Origin of the sequence: Bacillus sp. AFS023182, from assembly GCF_002560575.1 — a bacterium.
GTDB classification, from domain to species: domain Bacteria; phylum Bacillota; class Bacilli; order Bacillales; family Bacillaceae_G; genus Bacillus_A; species Bacillus_A arachidis.
Genome location: NZ_NTRO01000028.1, coordinates 185345 through 201770 on the forward strand (window position 1 = coordinate 185345; position 16426 = coordinate 201770).

18 protein-coding genes are annotated in these 16426 nt (G+C 34.3%); 13 read left to right on the forward strand and 5 right to left on the reverse strand.

The window, feature by feature from the left end; translation table 11 throughout:
* Nucleotides 1–84: 84 nt before the first annotated feature.
* Complete coding sequence (locus CN288_RS15420) at nt 85–1035, forward strand: CobW family GTP-binding protein (protein WP_026592252.1); 951 nt, start codon at nt 85–87, stop codon at nt 1033–1035.
* Nucleotides 1036–1043: 8 nt separating this feature from the next.
* Here the strand turns inward: CN288_RS15420 and CN288_RS15425 are convergent, their stop codons facing one another.
* From CN288_RS15425 to CN288_RS28820, 3 genes are all read right to left on the reverse strand, one after another.
* A complete protein-coding gene (locus CN288_RS15425; protein WP_098302579.1) occupies nt 1044–1514 on the reverse strand; it encodes a GNAT family N-acetyltransferase in 471 nt (156 codons plus the stop codon).
* A 131-nt stretch (nt 1515–1645) separates the two neighbouring features.
* On the reverse strand, nt 1646–2599 hold the full coding sequence (locus CN288_RS15430; RefSeq protein ID WP_026592250.1) for a metal ABC transporter substrate-binding protein: 954 nt from the start codon (nt 2597–2599) through the stop codon (nt 1646–1648).
* A gap of 180 nt (nt 2600–2779) precedes the next feature.
* On the reverse strand, nt 2780–3067 hold the full coding sequence (locus CN288_RS28820; RefSeq protein ID WP_176527680.1) for a hypothetical protein: 288 nt from the start codon (nt 3065–3067) through the stop codon (nt 2780–2782).
* A 226-nt stretch (nt 3068–3293) separates the two neighbouring features.
* Here CN288_RS28820 and CN288_RS15440 point away from each other — a divergent pair, with 226 nt between their 5' ends.
* On the forward strand, nt 3294–3953 hold the full coding sequence (locus tag CN288_RS15440; RefSeq protein WP_026592248.1) for an oxidoreductase: 660 nt from the start codon (nt 3294–3296) through the stop codon (nt 3951–3953).
* A gap of 46 nt (nt 3954–3999) precedes the next feature.
* On the opposite strand, the gene namA is transcribed toward CN288_RS15440, so the two are convergent.
* Nucleotides 4000–5040 carry an NADPH dehydrogenase NamA gene (namA, locus tag CN288_RS15445; protein WP_090688677.1) on the reverse strand — a complete coding sequence of 347 codons (1041 nt, stop codon included), beginning with the start codon at nt 5038–5040 and terminating at the stop codon, nt 4000–4002.
* Between the two features lie 133 nt (nt 5041–5173).
* Here namA and CN288_RS15450 point away from each other — a divergent pair, with 133 nt between their 5' ends.
* From CN288_RS15450 to CN288_RS15475, 6 genes are all read left to right on the forward strand, one after another.
* On the forward strand, nt 5174–5626 hold the full coding sequence (locus CN288_RS15450) for a methylated-DNA--[protein]-cysteine S-methyltransferase (protein WP_026592246.1): 453 nt from the start codon (nt 5174–5176) through the stop codon (nt 5624–5626).
* 204 nt (nt 5627–5830) lie between these two features.
* Complete coding sequence (locus CN288_RS15455; protein ID WP_026592245.1) at nt 5831–6775, forward strand: DUF2628 domain-containing protein; 945 nt, start codon at nt 5831–5833, stop codon at nt 6773–6775.
* Nucleotides 6776–6920: 145 nt separating this feature from the next.
* Nucleotides 6921–8582, forward strand: a complete 1662-nt coding sequence (locus CN288_RS15460; protein ID WP_026592244.1) for a peptide ABC transporter substrate-binding protein — start codon at nt 6921–6923, stop codon at nt 8580–8582.
* Between the two features lie 57 nt (nt 8583–8639).
* Entirely contained in the window at nt 8640–9059 is a 420-nt protein-coding gene (fosB, locus tag CN288_RS15465; RefSeq protein ID WP_026592243.1) for a FosB/FosD family fosfomycin resistance bacillithiol transferase, read from the forward strand.
* Between the two features lie 22 nt (nt 9060–9081).
* Entirely contained in the window at nt 9082–9627 is a 546-nt protein-coding gene (locus CN288_RS15470) for a short-chain dehydrogenase (RefSeq protein WP_026592242.1), read from the forward strand.
* A 15-nt stretch (nt 9628–9642) separates the two neighbouring features.
* A complete protein-coding gene (locus tag CN288_RS15475; RefSeq protein ID WP_026592241.1) occupies nt 9643–10260 on the forward strand; it encodes a phosphoserine phosphatase 1 in 618 nt (205 codons plus the stop codon).
* A gap of 57 nt (nt 10261–10317) precedes the next feature.
* Here the strand turns inward: CN288_RS15475 and CN288_RS15480 are convergent, their stop codons facing one another.
* A complete protein-coding gene (locus tag CN288_RS15480; RefSeq protein WP_026592240.1) occupies nt 10318–10953 on the reverse strand; it encodes a CotG/ExsB N-terminal domain-containing protein in 636 nt (211 codons plus the stop codon).
* Between the two features lie 192 nt (nt 10954–11145).
* On the opposite strand from CN288_RS15480, the gene cotH reads away from it, so the two are divergent.
* From cotH to CN288_RS15505, 5 genes are all read left to right on the forward strand, one after another.
* On the forward strand, nt 11146–12222 hold the full coding sequence (gene cotH / locus CN288_RS15485; RefSeq protein ID WP_026592239.1) for a spore coat protein CotH: 1077 nt from the start codon (nt 11146–11148) through the stop codon (nt 12220–12222).
* Between the two features lie 188 nt (nt 12223–12410).
* On the forward strand, nt 12411–13028 hold the full coding sequence (locus CN288_RS15490; protein ID WP_026592238.1) for an NUDIX hydrolase: 618 nt from the start codon (nt 12411–12413) through the stop codon (nt 13026–13028).
* Between the two features lie 190 nt (nt 13029–13218).
* A complete protein-coding gene (locus tag CN288_RS15495; protein WP_026592237.1) occupies nt 13219–13821 on the forward strand; it encodes a DedA family protein in 603 nt (200 codons plus the stop codon).
* Nucleotides 13822–13916: 95 nt separating this feature from the next.
* Nucleotides 13917–15296: a putative polysaccharide biosynthesis protein gene (locus CN288_RS15500; RefSeq protein ID WP_098302580.1), complete on the forward strand. Its 1380-nt coding sequence runs from the start codon at nt 13917–13919 to the stop codon at nt 15294–15296.
* A 184-nt stretch (nt 15297–15480) separates the two neighbouring features.
* Entirely contained in the window at nt 15481–16422 is a 942-nt protein-coding gene (locus CN288_RS15505) for a magnesium transporter CorA family protein (protein WP_026592235.1), read from the forward strand.
* The last annotated feature ends 4 nt before the right edge of the window (nt 16423–16426 follow it).

The following is a 16426-nucleotide window of genomic DNA, read 5'->3' on the forward strand; positions in this document are numbered from 1 at the left end:
ATAGCTAGCAAGAGATGCTTACAATAAATATGTCTTTTCTGTATGATATAATGTATATAGATATAGGCATAAGGAGCTGTAAAAATGATTCCAGTAACAATTTTAACTGGTTTTCTTGGATCTGGGAAAACTACATTATTAAATCGTATTTTATCGGAAGAACATGGTAAAAAACTAGCGGTTATTGTAAATGAAATAGGTCAAATTGGCATTGATAATCAATTAATTATGAATGTTGAAGAAGAAATTATGGAAATGACAAATGGCTGTTTATGCTGTACAGTGCGTGAAGACTTACTTGTTGCTTTAAAACAATTACTTGACGTAAAAGCAGAAGGGAAAATGGATTTTGATGGTCTGGTGATTGAAACAACAGGTCTTGCAAACCCAGGACCGATTATCCAAACGTTCTTTTTGGATCCAGTTATTCAATCAGCATACAAAATTAATGGTGTTGTGACAGTGGTAGATAGTTATCATATACATAAACATTTTGAAAAAGGATTAGAAGCAAAAGAGCAGATTGCCTTTGCTGATATGATTTTAGTAAATAAAGTAGATTTAATTGAAGAAGTGGATAAGGAAAAACTTCTTACTGAGTTACAAGGGATTAATCCGATGGCAAAATTAATACCAACGACAAATTGTGAAGTAGATATTCCTGCTTTATTAGAAATTCAAACGTTTAAAACACGTGATACATTAGAAATTTATCCGCATAAAGAGCACCATCATTTAGAAGGTGTGAAATCGTTTGTATTACGTGAAGAGCGGCCATTAGATTTACAAAAGTTGAATGAATGGATGTCAGCTGTCGTTCAAGAATTAGGAGAGTATTTATATCGATATAAGGGCATCCTTTCGATTGATGGAGTGGATCGCCGTGTTGTTTTTCAAGGTGTTCATACTTTGTTTGCTGCTTCTTATGATAGAGAGTGGAAAGAAGGGGAAGAACGCGTAAGTGAAGTGGTTTTCATTGGGAAAGATATTAATAAAGAATGGTTCCAAGAACATTTTAAAGAGTGCGTAAAATAAGCCTGTTTTCACAGGCTTATACTTTCATTTATTTGTAATTCCATTATAACACCAACAACGGGTCCTTCATCATCAATATCACCAGTTAAGTGAAAGCCGAAAGACTCATATAGTTTCATTGCTAGTGTGTTGTCTGGATGAAGACTTAAATAAATTTTTCTACATTGAAATTTTTGTTGTAAATACTGGATTAGCAGCTGCAGAAACCGTTTTGCATACCCGTTTCCTTGGAAATGATAATCAATCATAAAACGATCTAACCATACGCTATCATCTTTTGCTGAATACCAACCATACATCGCATATCCAACAAGTGTCTCTCCATCATATAAGCCTACTGACGTTCCGTCCCCTTCAAATAAAGACTCTGCTAAAGAAAATGCATTACTCTCAATAAATTGTTGCTGCCCCTTTGTTACTTGTAAAGCAGCGACTGAACGCCAATTGTTTGCTGTTACTTCACGAATGTGAAGATTCATAGTTCCAACTCGCTTTCTGAAGTGTTATAAAGCTAATATGGATAATTTTACTTGCTCTTTCGTTTAAGTCAAGTTGATGTATTGGAAAAAGACAGCTGAATATGTCCAGCTGTCTTAGAGGAAAGGTACATTTAACTTGTAGCTTCTTTTAAAGCATTCACGTTTTCTTCCATTAATGTGAAGTAATCTTTGTTTTTCTTTGCATCATCTTCAGAAATAGTAGCGAGGTGATTTAAACGTAAAATTTTCGTTCCTGTTTCTTTTTGAATAACTTCTGCTACTTTTGGAGTAGAGAATGTTTCAAAAAGAATATATTTCAAGCCATGATCTTTTACTGTTTTTGTAATGTTAGCCAGTTCTTTTTGTGACGGTTCATCGGAAGCAGAGATTCCAGCAACTGGTATTTGTTTTAATCCATAGCGTTTTTCCCAGTACCCATATGCAGCGTGAGAAACTAGAATATCTTTCGTTTTTGCACCTGAAACAACAGATTTAAAATGATCATCTAAGTCAGTAAACTTTGTTTGCAGAGCAGCGAAGTTTTTCTCGAATTCTTTTTTATGATCTGGTTGCAATGCTACAAGTGCATCTTTAATTTTTTCAGCCTGTTTCATTGCGAGTGTAGGATCCAGCCATACGTGTGGATCTTTGTCGTGATGGTGATGTTCTTCTTCTTTATGACCTTCTTCGTGTTCATGATGTTCTTCTTCTGATGAAGCGATAAGATCGAAGCCTTTAGATGCATTAACAATTTTTACATTTTCTTTTTTTAATGTTTTTTCCATTTTTTCTGCAAACGGTTCTAATTCTGCGCCGTTGTATACGAATAGATCTGCCTTTGCAACTTGCACCGTTTGTTTTTGACTTGGCTCATATGTATGAGAGTCAGCACCAGGTGGATAAATTGTTTCAACAGTTACATAGTCACCACCGATTTTTTTAGCGAAATCAGCAAGTGGAAAAATGGTTGTATACACAGAAAGTTTGCCATCTTTTTTTGCTAATCCTTCTTTTTTGCTGGAACATCCAGCGAAAATTAATGTGAAAATAAGTATAAAAGAAAATACCATTAATCTTTTCTTCATATAATTCTCCTCTTTTCTTTCTTTTCCAATTTTATTTTCTCCCAAAATAAGAGAAAAAACATTTTTATTGCAAAACGTAATAATTACGTTTTAAGTTGCGAACTTAGTATAATACATCTTTACGAAAGTTGCAATAAAGTGAAACATTAATTGTTGTGGGATAAAGTCCCGTACCAATTATTAGCCTTCACCAATCAGGATTTTACGGGCAGTTGATCCCCATAAAACATCTTTATTGTGCTGGATTTTGAGGCGGGGATATTTCTGCACGTTAATGCGGAGTAAATAATAATCATTTCGATTTGATTTTGTTATAAAGTTGTCAAAAAGAGCAGTATTAATTTTTATGAATGTCGCATAAGTGGCAACATTGCTTTCATATATTGAGGTAGAGGGGATGAAAAGGGGATGAGCGAGTGGATTACTTGATGGAGGCAATTTTATTGATATTAGTAGTTGTTTTACCATTAACATGTGTTTTGATTTTCCTTAAAACATTAATAAGTAATCTGGGTGACTCTACAATCATAACAAAGTTACCAATAGAGAAAACAAGAGAGAAGAGTGAGTAAAGCGCTTGCGTCACGCATAGTGCTTTACTTATGATAGAATAAGTAAAAAGGAAACTCCTAGAAATAGGATTGGTACTGCCTAATTGGACGGTATAAAATTAGATAAAGAGGTATAGGGATAGATGAATAAACGAACAGCGCTAGTACTCGGTGCAAGTGGTTTAGTTGGACAAGAAGTGACGCAGCTATTACTTGATTCAGATTACTATGATTCGGTAATGGTTTTTGTAAGAAAACCATTACAATGGGAGCATGAAAAGTTACAACAGAAACAAGTGGACTTTTCTATATTAGAAGAGTATAAAGAGTTATTTGCTGTTGATGATGTCTTTAGCTGTCTTGGGACAACAATTAAGAAAGCAAAAACGAAAGCGAATTTTAAAAAAGTAGACTATGAATATACATTACGAGCAGCTTGTTTAGCAGAAAAACAAGGTGTGCAAAATTTTCTTGTTATTTCTTCTATGGGTGCCAATCCGAAATCTCTATTCTTTTATTCACAAGTAAAAGGGAAGATGGAGGAAGAACTTCAAAAGTTGGTGATTGGTGGAGTTCATATATTTAGACCATCATTACTACTTGGGGATCGAGAAGAATTTCGTTTTGGAGAAAGAATGGCTGAGAAGATATTTGGTATCGTACCATTTGTATTTAATGGTACTTTAAAAAAGTATAAGCCAATTACAGCTGAGCAGGTTGCAAAAGGGATGTATCTAGCAGCGCTACGTGAAGAATCTGGTGTTCATATTTATAATTCTACAGAGATTACAATGATGAAATAATGAAAGAGGAGAAGGGACGTCCTTCTCCTTTTTGTTTTATCTCATTTTAGCGGCGAGTCGGGGTTGTTTTACCGCGAGCACGTTGATATTGGTGTGGTTCTTGTAATTCAAATCCAAGTTCGTTGGCTGCTGTTCTTGGGAAATATGGATTGCGAAGTAGCTCGCGACCAATAAAGATCAAGTCCGCTTCATTATTTGCTAAAATTTCTTCTGCTTGTATACCACTTGTAATTAGTCCTACTGCGCCTGTCGCGATGCGCGCTTGTTTTTTTATATGATTTGCATATTTTACTTGATAGCCAGGGTAAACATCAATTTGTGCAGGTACAACTGCACCAGAACTACAATCAATTACATCTACCCCTTGTTCTTTCATCCATTTTGCAAATTGAACATAGTCATGTTCTGTTAATCCTTCAGGGTGATAGTCATTAGCAGAAATACGCACAAATAAAGGACCATTCCAAACTGCATTTACAGCATTAATGATTTCTCTTAAGAAACGGTAACGATTTTCAGGTGATCCACCATATTCATCAGTCCGTTTGTTTGATAATGGAGAAAGAAATTCATTAATGAGATAGCCATGAGCCGCATGTAATTCAATAATATCAAATCCTACTTGTTTGGAGCGGTATGCAGCATCTTGAAAAGCGGAAATTGTTTCTTGGATTAGCTGTTTATTCATTTCTAACGGAATTTTCATAGCATCATTAAATGCAACAGCCGAGGGTGCCACAGCATCTGTATGTAATTCAGCTTTTCGTCCAGCGTGTGCTAATTGAATAGCTGCTTTGGCACCATTTTCATGGATGAGTGAAACCGTTTGTTGTAAACCTGGAATATGATCATTATTCCATATACCTAAATCTTTATTAGAAATACGTCCTTCAGGTACAACAGCTGTAGCTTCAAGCATTACAAGACCTACTTGACCAGCTGCTCGAGATGCATAATGGATAGGATGGAAATTTGTAACCTTTCCATCCTCGTGTTCTGAAGAGTACATACACATCGGTGACATAACAATACGATTTTTTAATGTGATATCTTTCATCGTATAAGGTGAAAAAAGATGATAGCCCATAGTTATTCCCCCTTATTACAGTTTTCTTAATTGTATCATCATCATTTTTGTTTCCATAATAAAACGCTTATTCTCGAAAGATTGCACATTTGTGTTACAATTATTGAAATGAATCAAATTGGAGGGTAGGAGCATGTACCGAGCGTATTATGAAAGCGAAATAGGTTTGCTTGAAATTACTGCAAATGATGAAGGAATTACGTCTGTTATTTTTGTAGAGAAACGGAAAGAAGAGAATACAAGTCAAATTGTAGAACAGTGTCTCGCTGAATTAGATGAATATTTTCATCAAAAGCGAACTGAATTTACAGTACCACTATCAGCAGTCGGAACACCATTTCAAAAGAATGTTTGGGATGCACTTTATACGATTCCGTATGGAGTGAGTGCTTCCTATCTAGATATTGCAGAAAAGGTTGGTAACACAAAGGCAGTACGTGCGATTGGCGGAGCAAATAGTCGCAACCCGATTTCTATTATTGTTCCATGTCATCGTGTAATTGGAAAAAGTGGAAAGTTAGTTGGCTATGCAGGTGGACTATGGCGAAAAGAATGGTTATTACAACATGAGGGGATTTTAAAATAAGACGAAAAAATGTTCGGATGGAAATAGTAGTTTTCATTGATTAAAGGAAAAAGAATTCTATATTACGATCTAATCTGAATGGTTTCGCCTATTATTTGTGGGTGTACGATCCTGTAAAAGCCTCTTTCTTCAAATCATTAAGTTTTTAGTATGTTGGACAATAGAAGTATCAGTAGCGGACAAATCACGGAAAGAGGGATTATTTTGCATTGTATAAATTGTGGGAATCCTTGTCCTGACAGTCAGTTCAATTGTAAAGATTGTCAGCAAGTTTTACATAATAGAACAAAAGAGGAAACCTCACCAATAGAAAAAGATATGGAACAATATGTGGGAGCGCATTATCCATATTATAAAGGGAAATGGGAGAAAGAAAAAAAACGAATAGCAGGGTGGAGTTGGAATGGATGGGCGGCTATTTTCAATGTTGGATGGTTTGGCTATCGAAAGTATTACTTACCTGCTTGTTTATTTGTAATATTATTAGTAGCTTGTAATGCATTCTCCTATTATATGGGTTTCAATGTTGCACTTCCAATCATAAATATGGTGCCGCTTACTTTTTTATTACTCATTTTAATGATGATAGGAATTGGGATATTTGCTAATGGGCTATATTATCGATTTGCTGAGCGGAAAATATATCGAATAAAGGCAAGGGGGGTAAAGGACGAAGCTGTTGAAAGTTATCTTATTCGTGATAATGGTGGAACAAGTAAAATTGGAGCGGCTATTGTTACAATTTTGACAGCGACTAGTATATTTATGAGTCACTTTTTCTTTCCCACAGATCAAGATGTCATTCAAAAAGTACGAGCAAGTTCTCTTTATGAGTATCCCTTCTTTTCTATTGGAGAATCGTTTGAACACTATTTTAAGCAACCAACCTGGGTTTATTACCGCGGGGGAGATGGATTAGAATTAGTAGAATTTCATGGATATAATAATGGTATGGCAAGACAAAAAATTGTCATTCAATTTGTTGTCGATTACAGGTTGAATGAAATTGAGCCCTATTCTCTTACGATTAACGATGAGCCACAAGATGAAAAAGAATTCTTGATAATGATGGAAGATGTGTTTCGTACGCAAGATCTTTTTGAGTTTGATGATGGATTACAAAAAGATGAAATAAAAGAGATGTTATAAGAAATGGATGTAAAAGCGGATAAAGTAGCTTTTACATTCATTTCTTTTTATTTCAGTAAAGAAAAATATTTGAAATAATCTGAATGTTTTGTATAATATTATCATATAGGCCTTATTGTATACATAAAGATTGGGGGAAGAAAGAATGAAGAAAAAAGTTTCAACGCTTGCTGCACTTGCACTATCAACAAGTATGTTTGTTGCAGGTTGCGGGAATGGGGAGAAAGCATCGACAACGAAGAAAGAAACAGGTAAGGGGATGGCCGATAAACAAGTGTTAAACTTACTAGAAACAGCAGAAATTCCTTCGATGGATACGTCAAAATCAACAGATTCCGTATCGTTCCGAGTATTCGTAAATGCAATGGAAGGTTTATATCGATTAGATAAAGATAATAAACGAACTCCAGGTATGGCAAAAGATGTGAAAATTAGTGAAGATAAGAAAACATATACTTTTGAATTACGAGATGCAAAGTGGTCGAATGGTGAGCCGGTTCGTGCGCAAGATTTTGTATATGGTTGGCAACGTGCGCTTGATAAAGAAACAGCATCTGAATATGCATTTATTTTATTTGATGTAAAAAATGCTCAAAAAGTTAATAAGGGAGAGTTGCCTCTTGATCAGCTTGGTGTAAAAGCAAAAGATGATAAAACACTAGTGGTAGAACTTGAACAACCAGCTCCATATTTTCTTGATCTTACATCATTTCCAACATTCTTCCCTTTAAATGAGAAGTTTGTAAAAAAACAAGGAGATAAATATGCACTAGAAGCTGATAAAGTTTTATACAATGGACCATTTACGTTAAGTGAATGGAAACATGAGCAAAGCTATAAATTAAAGAAAAATCCAAATTACTGGGATAAAGGTACTGTAAAACTAGAAGAAATTAATGTCGGTATCGTAAAAGAAACGAGCACAGGTGTGAACTTGTATGATAGTGATGAAGTAGATCGCGTCATTTTAACCTCAGAGTTTGTTGATAAATATAAAAAGAATAAGCCAGATGAATTCAAAACGAAACTAGATCCGCGCATGTATTTCTTACGTTTTAATCAACAAAACTCAACATTTAAAAATCAAAAAGTGCGAGAAGCGATTGATTTAGCTTATGATAAAAAAGGTATTGCAAATGTCATTTTAAATGATGGATCATTACCAGCATATTTCTTAGTACCGGAAAAATTTACAACGGGTCCGGATGGAAAAGATTTTCGTACTGTAAATAAAAATTTCCGAGATAGTAACGATAATGCGGCAAAAGCGAAAAAGTTATGGGAAGAAGCGAAAAAAGAATTGGGTCAAGATACAATTACGGTAGAATTACTAAACGATGATAATGGTAGCCGCAAAAAAGTTGGTGACTTTATTAAAGAAGAACTTGAGAAAAATTTACCTGGAATTAAAGTGAATTTGAAACAACAACCATATAAACAAAAATTAGATTTAGAGAAGAAATTACAATATGAGTTTTCGCTATCAGCATGGAGCCCTGATTATCCAGATCCAATGACATACATTGATATGTTTATTACAGGAAGTTCATTTAATGAAATGGCTTATTCAAATCCAAAGTATGATGATTTAGTTGCTAAGTCAAAAGGTGAATTGTTAAAAGACGATGCAGCACGTTGGAAAGCACTTGCAGAAGCGGAAAAAATCTTAATTGGAGAAGATACCGCAATTTCACCTGCTTATCAGCAAAGTACAGCATATTTAGAAAAAACATATGTAAAAGGAATTGCAAATCATACATTCGGTGGCGATTTTAGTTATAAATGGGCATATGTTACAAAAAAATAGTATAATAAGAGATGTGCGAATTTTTGCGCATCTCTTATTTTGTAAGGAGGTTCTATGTTGATAAACGGATTTAATCATCTTTGTTTTTCAGTTTCAAATTTAGAAAGATCGATTCAATTTTATGAAACAGTATTAGAGGGAAGGTTATTAGTAAAAGGAAAAAAACTCGCATATTTTGATGTATGTGGAATGTGGGTCGCACTCAATGAAGAAGCAGATATTGCAAGAAATGAAATTCATCAGTCATATACACATATTGCATTTTCTGTTCAACAAGAGGAATTTGATCAGCTATTAAAGCGATTAGAGGAGAATAAAGTTCATATTTTACAAGGAAGAGAACGTGATGTAAGAGATTGTCAGTCTATTTATTTTATTGATCCAGATGGACATAAGTTTGAGTTTCATTCAGGTACATTGCAGGATCGCTTACATTATTATAAGGAAGCAAAACCACATATGAAATTTTATTGTTGAAATAAAGGGGGCAGGGAAGAGCATGCATGCGCTCGTTATTGGAGGGACAGGAATGCTAAAGAAAGTGTCCGTTTGGCTCTGTAATCAAGGCTTTTATGTTTCTGTTATTGGACGAGATAGGGATAGGTTAGAAGGTGTGAAACATGCATGTAATGCTCCCGGAAATGTTACATGTATTTCTCTTGATTACCACGATAGCGACATCTTAAAACAATCTATTAAAGGTGCTATTAAACAAAATGGCCCTATCACATTAGTAATAGCTTGGATACATACAACTGCTAAAAAGGCGCTTCAAGTAATTTGTGAAGAAATTGAGTTACATTCTAAATCCTATGGTTTGTTTCATATATTAGGGAGTAGTGCTTCTCAATTGGAACGGCAAAAAATAGGAAGTTCTTCATGTGATTATCATAGAATTTTATTAGGGTTTATTTTACAAGGTGAACATTCAAGGTGGTTGACTCATGAAGAAATTGCAGAAGGGGTTATAGCAGGAATTCAGAGTAAACAAAGTGATTGTATTATAGGAACATTAGAGCCATGGGAATTACGACCAATTCATTGAGGGGGAAGGAAACGAATGAAGACGACTTTATATGTAACACGTCACGGAGAAACAGAATGGAATATAGCAAAGCGTATGCAAGGAAGAAAGAATTCGAATTTAACCGAAAAAGGAATGCTACAAGCAAAACAATTAGGGGAACGAATAAAGGATATACCACTTCATGCAATATATAGTAGTCCAAGTGGGAGAACAATGCATACGGCAGAGCTGATAAAAGGAGAGCGGAATATTCCAATTATAGCTGACGAACACTTTTATGAGATTAATATGGGAATCTGGGAAGGGCAAATGCTTGCGGATTTGGAAGCGCAGTATCCAGAGGACGTACATACGTTTTGGAATGAGCCGCATCGTTTTTGTTCGACATCAGGAGAAAATTTTAATGATGTATATAAACGGGTGATAGAAGGGGTCAACATTCTTTTAGAAAAACATAAAGGAGAAAGTATTTTAATTGTATCACACGCAGCGGCAGCAAAATTACTAGTGGGGCACTTTGCTGGTCTTTCGGTTGAAAAAGTATGGGATGATCCATTTATGCATAGTGCTAGCTTAAGTATCATTGAATTTGAAGAAAAAAAAGCTAGTGTTACACAGTTTGCCGATATAAGTCATTTTCAGCAAGTGTAAAAAGACCGCAATAGAGCGGTCTTTTTACACTTACTATTAACAATCGGGGATAAAGAATTAGCAATCGCGTTTTCTAAACCAGAAGTGATCATTTTTTTTTCTCTTTTTGCAGGATGAACGTTTATGGTGATCGCAATCATGGCAGCTTGAATGACTGTCATCATCCCATGAGTGATCGCAAGATTTTTTATCATGCTCACGGATGAATTCACATTTTTTACAGAAACATCGTTTTGTCCAGAAACATTTCTTTTCAAAACGAACGCATTTTGTAACGAACGTACATTTTCTTACACGCGTACATTTTGTAACATGAGTGCACTTTTTCACACGTGTCCGTTTTGTAACGAAAGTACATTTTTTCACGCGTGTAACTTTCGTAACAAAAGTCCACTTTTGCACACGTACACGAGTACGCTTCGTAATGAACGTACATTTTTTCACACGTGTACATTTTGTAACACAAGTACATTTCTTCACACGCGTACATTTTGTAACGAACGTACATTTTTTCACACGTGTACATTTTGTTCGAGGACATTTACCACCCGTTGTATGTTTACAGTGTGTTGTACGTTTATGATGCGAAAATTTATCATCGTCGCACTCAAAAGTACTTGGGTCTTGATGTAAAAATTCCTCCATCCCTGCACTTTTGATTTCTTCAACAGCTTTTTGAATATCGCGTTTCATAGAAACCCTCCTTATCGCTAATTAAAATGAAAAGGTAACCTTTTACATTAATCATGATATGAAGAGAGAATCTCTTCTGCATGAGACAGGAGTTTAATTTTCAATGGAAATTGGCATATGACGGATATATGGACACATGGACAAAGTAATGAGCATACATTAAAGGGAGAAAAAAAGAAGGGGTGGAGAACAATGTTGCCTTCTTATGATTTTTTTATTCATCCAATGTATGTTGTTGAATTAAAGAAAGATATTTGGTCTGATAGTCCTGTTCCAGCAAAATTAACATATGAGAAAAGAAAATATGATATTGATATTGTTTACCGAGGGGCTCATATTCGGGAGCTTGAAAAAAAATCATATCATGTTATGTTTTACAAACCAAAACGATTTCAAGGTGTGAAAGAGTTTCATCTAAATTCTGAGTTTAAAGATCCGTCACTGATCCGAAATAAATTATCACTTGATTTTTTTAGCGATATTGGTGTACTTTCACCAAAATCTCAGCATGTTTTTATTAAAATTAACGGTCAAATTCAAGGTGTATATCTACAATTAGAATCTGTTGATGAAAATTTTTTGAAAAGCAGAAAATTACCGAGCGGTTCAATTTATTATGCAATTGACGATGATGCAAATTTTTCTTTAATGAGCGAGCGAGATCAGGATGTTAAGACAAATTTATCTGCAGGGTATGAGTTTAAATGTGCAAATGAACATAGTGAAGAGCAACTTAGCGAATTTGTTTATCAAGCGAATGCATTATCGCGAGAAAAATATGAAAAAGAAATTGTGAATTATCTTGATGTTGAAAAATACTTGCGATGGTTAGCAGGTGTTATTTTAACGCAAAACTTTGATGGCTTTGTTCATAATTATGCATTGTATCATAATGATGAAACGCATTTGTTTGAAGTAATACCATGGGATTATGATGCAACATGGGGGCGTGATGTAGAGGGAAGGCCACTTAACCATGAATACATTCGAATTCAAGGGTATAATACATTGAGTGCCAGAATTCTTGATATACCGGTATTTCGAAAACAGTACCGCAGTATTCTTGAAGAAATTTTGGAAGAAAAATTCACGGTTTCTTTTATAAAACCGAAAGTAGAGGGAATGTGTGAAGCGATCCGTCCGTACCTGGTTCAAGATCCCTATATGAAAGATAAAATAGACATTTTTGACCAAGAACCCGATATTATCTTTCAATATATAAACAATAGGCGTCAATATATACATGAGTATTTACATGAACTATCATAAATGAAAAAGAGANNTCTCTTTTTCATTTATGATAAATATAATCTTTCATTTTAGATAAAAAGTATGAATGCTTAAGTCTTTATGAAAATAATTGATTCCTTTTAAATTTTATGTGAATAAGCTACGATTTGTTTAGGTGCTGTAAATAAAGTTGAAACAGTATAGTATATTTTTAAGGTGGAGGAAATATGGAAGCGAAATGGATCGATTGGGTAAAACAAATACAAGCTATTGCTCAGGCTGGTTTAACGTATTCAAAAGATGTGTATGATATTGAACGTTTCGAGCAGTTACGTGACCTCACAGTTACTATGATGTCTCATTATACGAAGACAGATTGGGAAGTGGTAGAGAAATTATTTGCCAATGAAACAGGTTATCAAACACCAAAAGTAGATATTAGGGCTGTCGTGTATCAGGATGATAAATTATTATTTGTAAAAGAAAAAAGCGATGGGAAATGGGCTTTACCAGGTGGCTGGGCAGATGTTGGCTATACGCCAACAGAAGTGGCAGCAAAAGAAGTATGGGAAGAAACGGGTTATAAAGTTGACCATTTTCGATTATTAGCAGTATTCGATAAAGAAAAACATCATTCATCACCATCCGCAACACATGTATATAAAATATTTATTGGTTGTGAAATCGTTGGGGGAGAAAAACAAACAAGTATTGAAACGGAAGCAGTGAACTTTTTTGGTGAAAAGGAAATTCCGGAGTTATCGATTGCTAGAAATACAGAGGGGCAAATTAGAGAGATGTTTGCATGTATGAAAGACAGTAATAAGCAATCCTTACTTGATTAAGAAAAAATGTGTAAAGATAAAAAATAAGAAATTTTACATGTATAACCCTCTCTTTTCTTTCTATTTGTGCCTGGTATATTTACAATGAATGGTACATATTTTGGGTAAAGAACTAGGAACTTATTGGCATGCATAAATCTTTGTGAGATAATAGGAAGGCATGTAAGAAGAAAAGGAGACAGAAAAGAAAATGTTATCGAATTTAATAGAGCAGTTATTGCAATTTTTTGCAAGTTTAGGATACTTTGGAGTAGCCTTAGGGTTAATGATTGAAATCATTCCCAGTGAGATTGTTCTCTCTTATGCTGGATTTTTAGTAGCAGACGGTAAAATCAGTTTTATTGGAGCGGTGATTGCTGGTACAATCGGTGGTACTTTAGCACAAATCTTCTTGTATTGGTTAGGGTATTACGGAGGACGTCCTGTCGTTGAAAAATATGGAAAATATTTATTGATTAACAAGCATCATTTAGATGTGGCGGAAGGCTGGTTTAATCGATATGGGGCGGGAGTAATTTTCTCAGCACGCTTTATACCAGTTGTGCGTCATGCAATTTCGATTCCAGCAGGATTAGCGAAAATGCCTTTGAAAAATTTTACACTATACACAGTAATCGCGATTATCCCATGGTCAATTTTGTTTATTTATTTAGGAGAAAAACTAGGTGGGAATTGGCGTCATATTAAAGAATATGCCGCTGACTATACGCATTACATAATTATTGGGGCAGTGTTCTTTATTGCTCTTTATTTCGGTTTAAAAATATTGAAAAAAAGAAAAACAGTTCGTTAAAGCCAATGATTTCATTGGCTTTTTTCATACCTTTCAGTTCTAAAATAAAGAAGTTGTCCATAATGTGTAGTAATAAAGCGTAGCGGGGGAATGAAATGAAGGGATCACCGTTTTTACGTGGAACATTATTTTTAACGATGGCAACGATGATATCTAAAATGCTCGGATTTATATATGTTATTCCATTTACAGCAATGGTTGGTACTAGCGGATATGTATTATATACGTATGCATATCGGCCATATACAATTATGTTAAGCATTGCAACGATGGGATTACCACTTGCTGTTTCAAAAATGGTCTCGAAATATGATCAGTTAAATGACTATCATACAGTAAAACGGGTGTTGAAAAGTGGAATATTTTTTATGATTTTTATGGGGCTAGCTTCATTTCTAGTTCTTTATATGTTAGCTCCATATCTTGCAAATCTAGTGATCGATGGAAGTGATCAAACTGGTAATAGTATGAATGCTGTTACATATAATATTCAAATTGTTAGTTTTGCACTACTGATTGTACCAGTAATGAGTTTATTACGCGGTTTTTTTCAAGGATTTCAATCTATGGGACCATCGGCTTCTAGTGTAGTTGTAGAACAGTTCTTTCGTGTATTAACAATCTTAATAGGAAGCTTTGTTGTGTTGCATATTTTGAAAGCATCTGTTTCGTTAGCGGTTGGAGTTTCAACTTTTGGTGCATTTATGGGCGCGGCAGCTGGACTAACTGTTTTGATTGGATTTTATATGAAAAGGCGGAAATACTTAAAACGGAAAGAGAAAGCCAGTATCCCGCAGACAACGAAGTCTTTTTTTGCTTTATATAAAGAGCTATTTACGTATTCAATCCCATTTGTTGCGGTTGGACTAGCGATTCCGTTGTATCAAACAATTGATACATTTACAATCAATAAACTTTTAATAGAGATAGGTTACGTGCAAATCGAAGCAGAAAAAATAAATGCGATAATTGGGCTTGTTCAAATGGTTGTACTAATTCCAGTGTCGGTTGCAACAGCCTTTAGTATGTCTCTCGTTCCTGAGATGACGAAAGCTTATATAGCTGGAAATGTACAATTATTATATAAGCATTTCACGAAAACGAATTTACTTGTTGTAGCGATTACAATTCCAGCAGCAATTGGAATGATGATATTAGCTAAACCTATATATACTTTTTTATTTGGAGTAGGAAATGATCCGAGTTTAGGAAGCGCTATTTTACAGTACTATGCACCGGCATGTATATTATTTTCATTGTTCACAGTTACTGCTGCGATGTTACAAGGCATTAATCAGCAACAAAAAACAGTTCTGGGTTTAACCCTAGGGATTATCATTAAAGTCGCATTAAATATTGTATTATTACCGTACTTTGACTACACTAGTTTTATTATCTCAACATATGCAGGCTATACTGTTTCGGTTTCATTTAACTTGTGGATGCTTTCTAAATATGTTATAAAGGCAACATAAGCTTTTGGAAAGACAGAGCAATCTCTGTCTTTTTCTATTTTAAAAGAATTTATGAAGAAAAGCGTTTTCAAATTAATTTTCTATTGAAATTTGAACGTTTGTTTCATATGCTGAAAATAGCGGTTCAAAAACTGTTGTTTAAGTGAGGTAGATTCCCACATGTAAAAAGAATCGGGGTGATAGTATGTTAAATATTTATTTAACAGACCGAAACGGAAAACTACAAGAAATAGAGGAAATTGAAAAAGGTTGCTGGATTAATGTACTTCATCCAACAGAAGAAGAAATTCAATTTTTAGTGCAAACATTGAATGTAGAATTGGATTTTATTAAAGACCCATTGGATGATGAAGAACGATCTCGTATTGAAAAAGAAGATGATAATGCATTAATTATCGTTGACATTCCTACAGTGAGGCATGATGAAGAAGGAAATTCAATATATGACACGATTCCGATTGGTATGATTGTAATGCCGGAATGTTTCGTTACAATCTGTTTGGAAGAAAATCCGATTTTCGAGCGATTTATTAATCAACGTATTAAAGAATTTTATACATTTAAAAAGACGCGTTTTGCACTGCAGCTCTTATATACGATTTCTACTTATTATTTACGATACTTAAAGCAAATTAACAGAAAAACAATTGACTTAGAACATGAATTAAATAAGTCAATGAAAAATAAAGAAATCTTCACATTATTAGGTCTTGAAAAAAGTTTAGTGTATTTTACGACATCTTTAAAAGCAAACAAAATTGTTATTCAGAAGTTAATGCGTAATAATAACTTTCTTAAAATGTATGAAGATGATCAAGATTTATTAGAAGATGTATTAATTGAAAATAAACAGGCCATTGAAATGGCCGAAATATATAGTCATATTTTAAGTGGTATGATGAATACGTTTAGCTCAGTTATTTCAAATAACTTAAACAGTGTAATGAAACTGTTGACGTCAATTACAATTATTTTATCATTACCAACAATGGTTTCGAGCTTTTTTGGAATGAATGTAGAAATTCCACTTGGTCATAGCCCACATGGTTTTATAATTGTAATGATTATATGTGCAACATTATCTTGCACTTTAGCGTTTATTTTTTGGAAGAAACGTTATTTTTAAAGAT

What these genes read in the sequence shown, in the direction of transcription:
- CN288_RS15420 (WP_026592252.1), top strand. Translation starts at nt 85, where the DNA reads ATGATTCCAGTAACAATTTTAACTGGTTTTCTTGGATCTGGGAAAACT.
- CN288_RS15425 (WP_098302579.1), bottom strand. Translation starts at nt 1,514, where the DNA reads ATGAATCTTCACATTCGTGAAGTAACAGCAAACAATTGGCGTTCAGTC.
- CN288_RS15430 (WP_026592250.1), bottom strand. Translation starts at nt 2,599, where the DNA reads ATGAAGAAAAGATTAATGGTATTTTCTTTTATACTTATTTTCACATTA.
- CN288_RS28820 (WP_176527680.1), bottom strand. Translation starts at nt 3,067, where the DNA reads ATGGTAAAACAACTACTAATATCAATAAAATTGCCTCCATCAAGTAAT.
- CN288_RS15440 (WP_026592248.1), top strand. Translation starts at nt 3,294, where the DNA reads ATGAATAAACGAACAGCGCTAGTACTCGGTGCAAGTGGTTTAGTTGGA.
- namA (WP_090688677.1), bottom strand. Translation starts at nt 5,040, where the DNA reads ATGGGCTATCATCTTTTTTCACCTTATACGATGAAAGATATCACATTA.
- CN288_RS15450 (WP_026592246.1), top strand. Translation starts at nt 5,174, where the DNA reads ATGTACCGAGCGTATTATGAAAGCGAAATAGGTTTGCTTGAAATTACT.
- CN288_RS15460 (WP_026592244.1), top strand. Translation starts at nt 6,921, where the DNA reads ATGAAGAAAAAAGTTTCAACGCTTGCTGCACTTGCACTATCAACAAGT.
- CN288_RS15470 (WP_026592242.1), top strand. Translation starts at nt 9,082, where the DNA reads ATGCATGCGCTCGTTATTGGAGGGACAGGAATGCTAAAGAAAGTGTCC.
- CN288_RS15475 (WP_026592241.1), top strand. Translation starts at nt 9,643, where the DNA reads ATGAAGACGACTTTATATGTAACACGTCACGGAGAAACAGAATGGAAT.
- CN288_RS15480 (WP_026592240.1), bottom strand. Translation starts at nt 10,953, where the DNA reads ATGAAACGCGATATTCAAAAAGCTGTTGAAGAAATCAAAAGTGCAGGG.
- cotH (WP_026592239.1), top strand. Translation starts at nt 11,146, where the DNA reads ATGTTGCCTTCTTATGATTTTTTTATTCATCCAATGTATGTTGTTGAA.
- CN288_RS15490 (WP_026592238.1), top strand. Translation starts at nt 12,411, where the DNA reads ATGGAAGCGAAATGGATCGATTGGGTAAAACAAATACAAGCTATTGCT.
- CN288_RS15495 (WP_026592237.1), top strand. Translation starts at nt 13,219, where the DNA reads ATGTTATCGAATTTAATAGAGCAGTTATTGCAATTTTTTGCAAGTTTA.
- CN288_RS15500 (WP_098302580.1), top strand. Translation starts at nt 13,917, where the DNA reads ATGAAGGGATCACCGTTTTTACGTGGAACATTATTTTTAACGATGGCA.
- CN288_RS15505 (WP_026592235.1), top strand. Translation starts at nt 15,481, where the DNA reads ATGTTAAATATTTATTTAACAGACCGAAACGGAAAACTACAAGAAATA.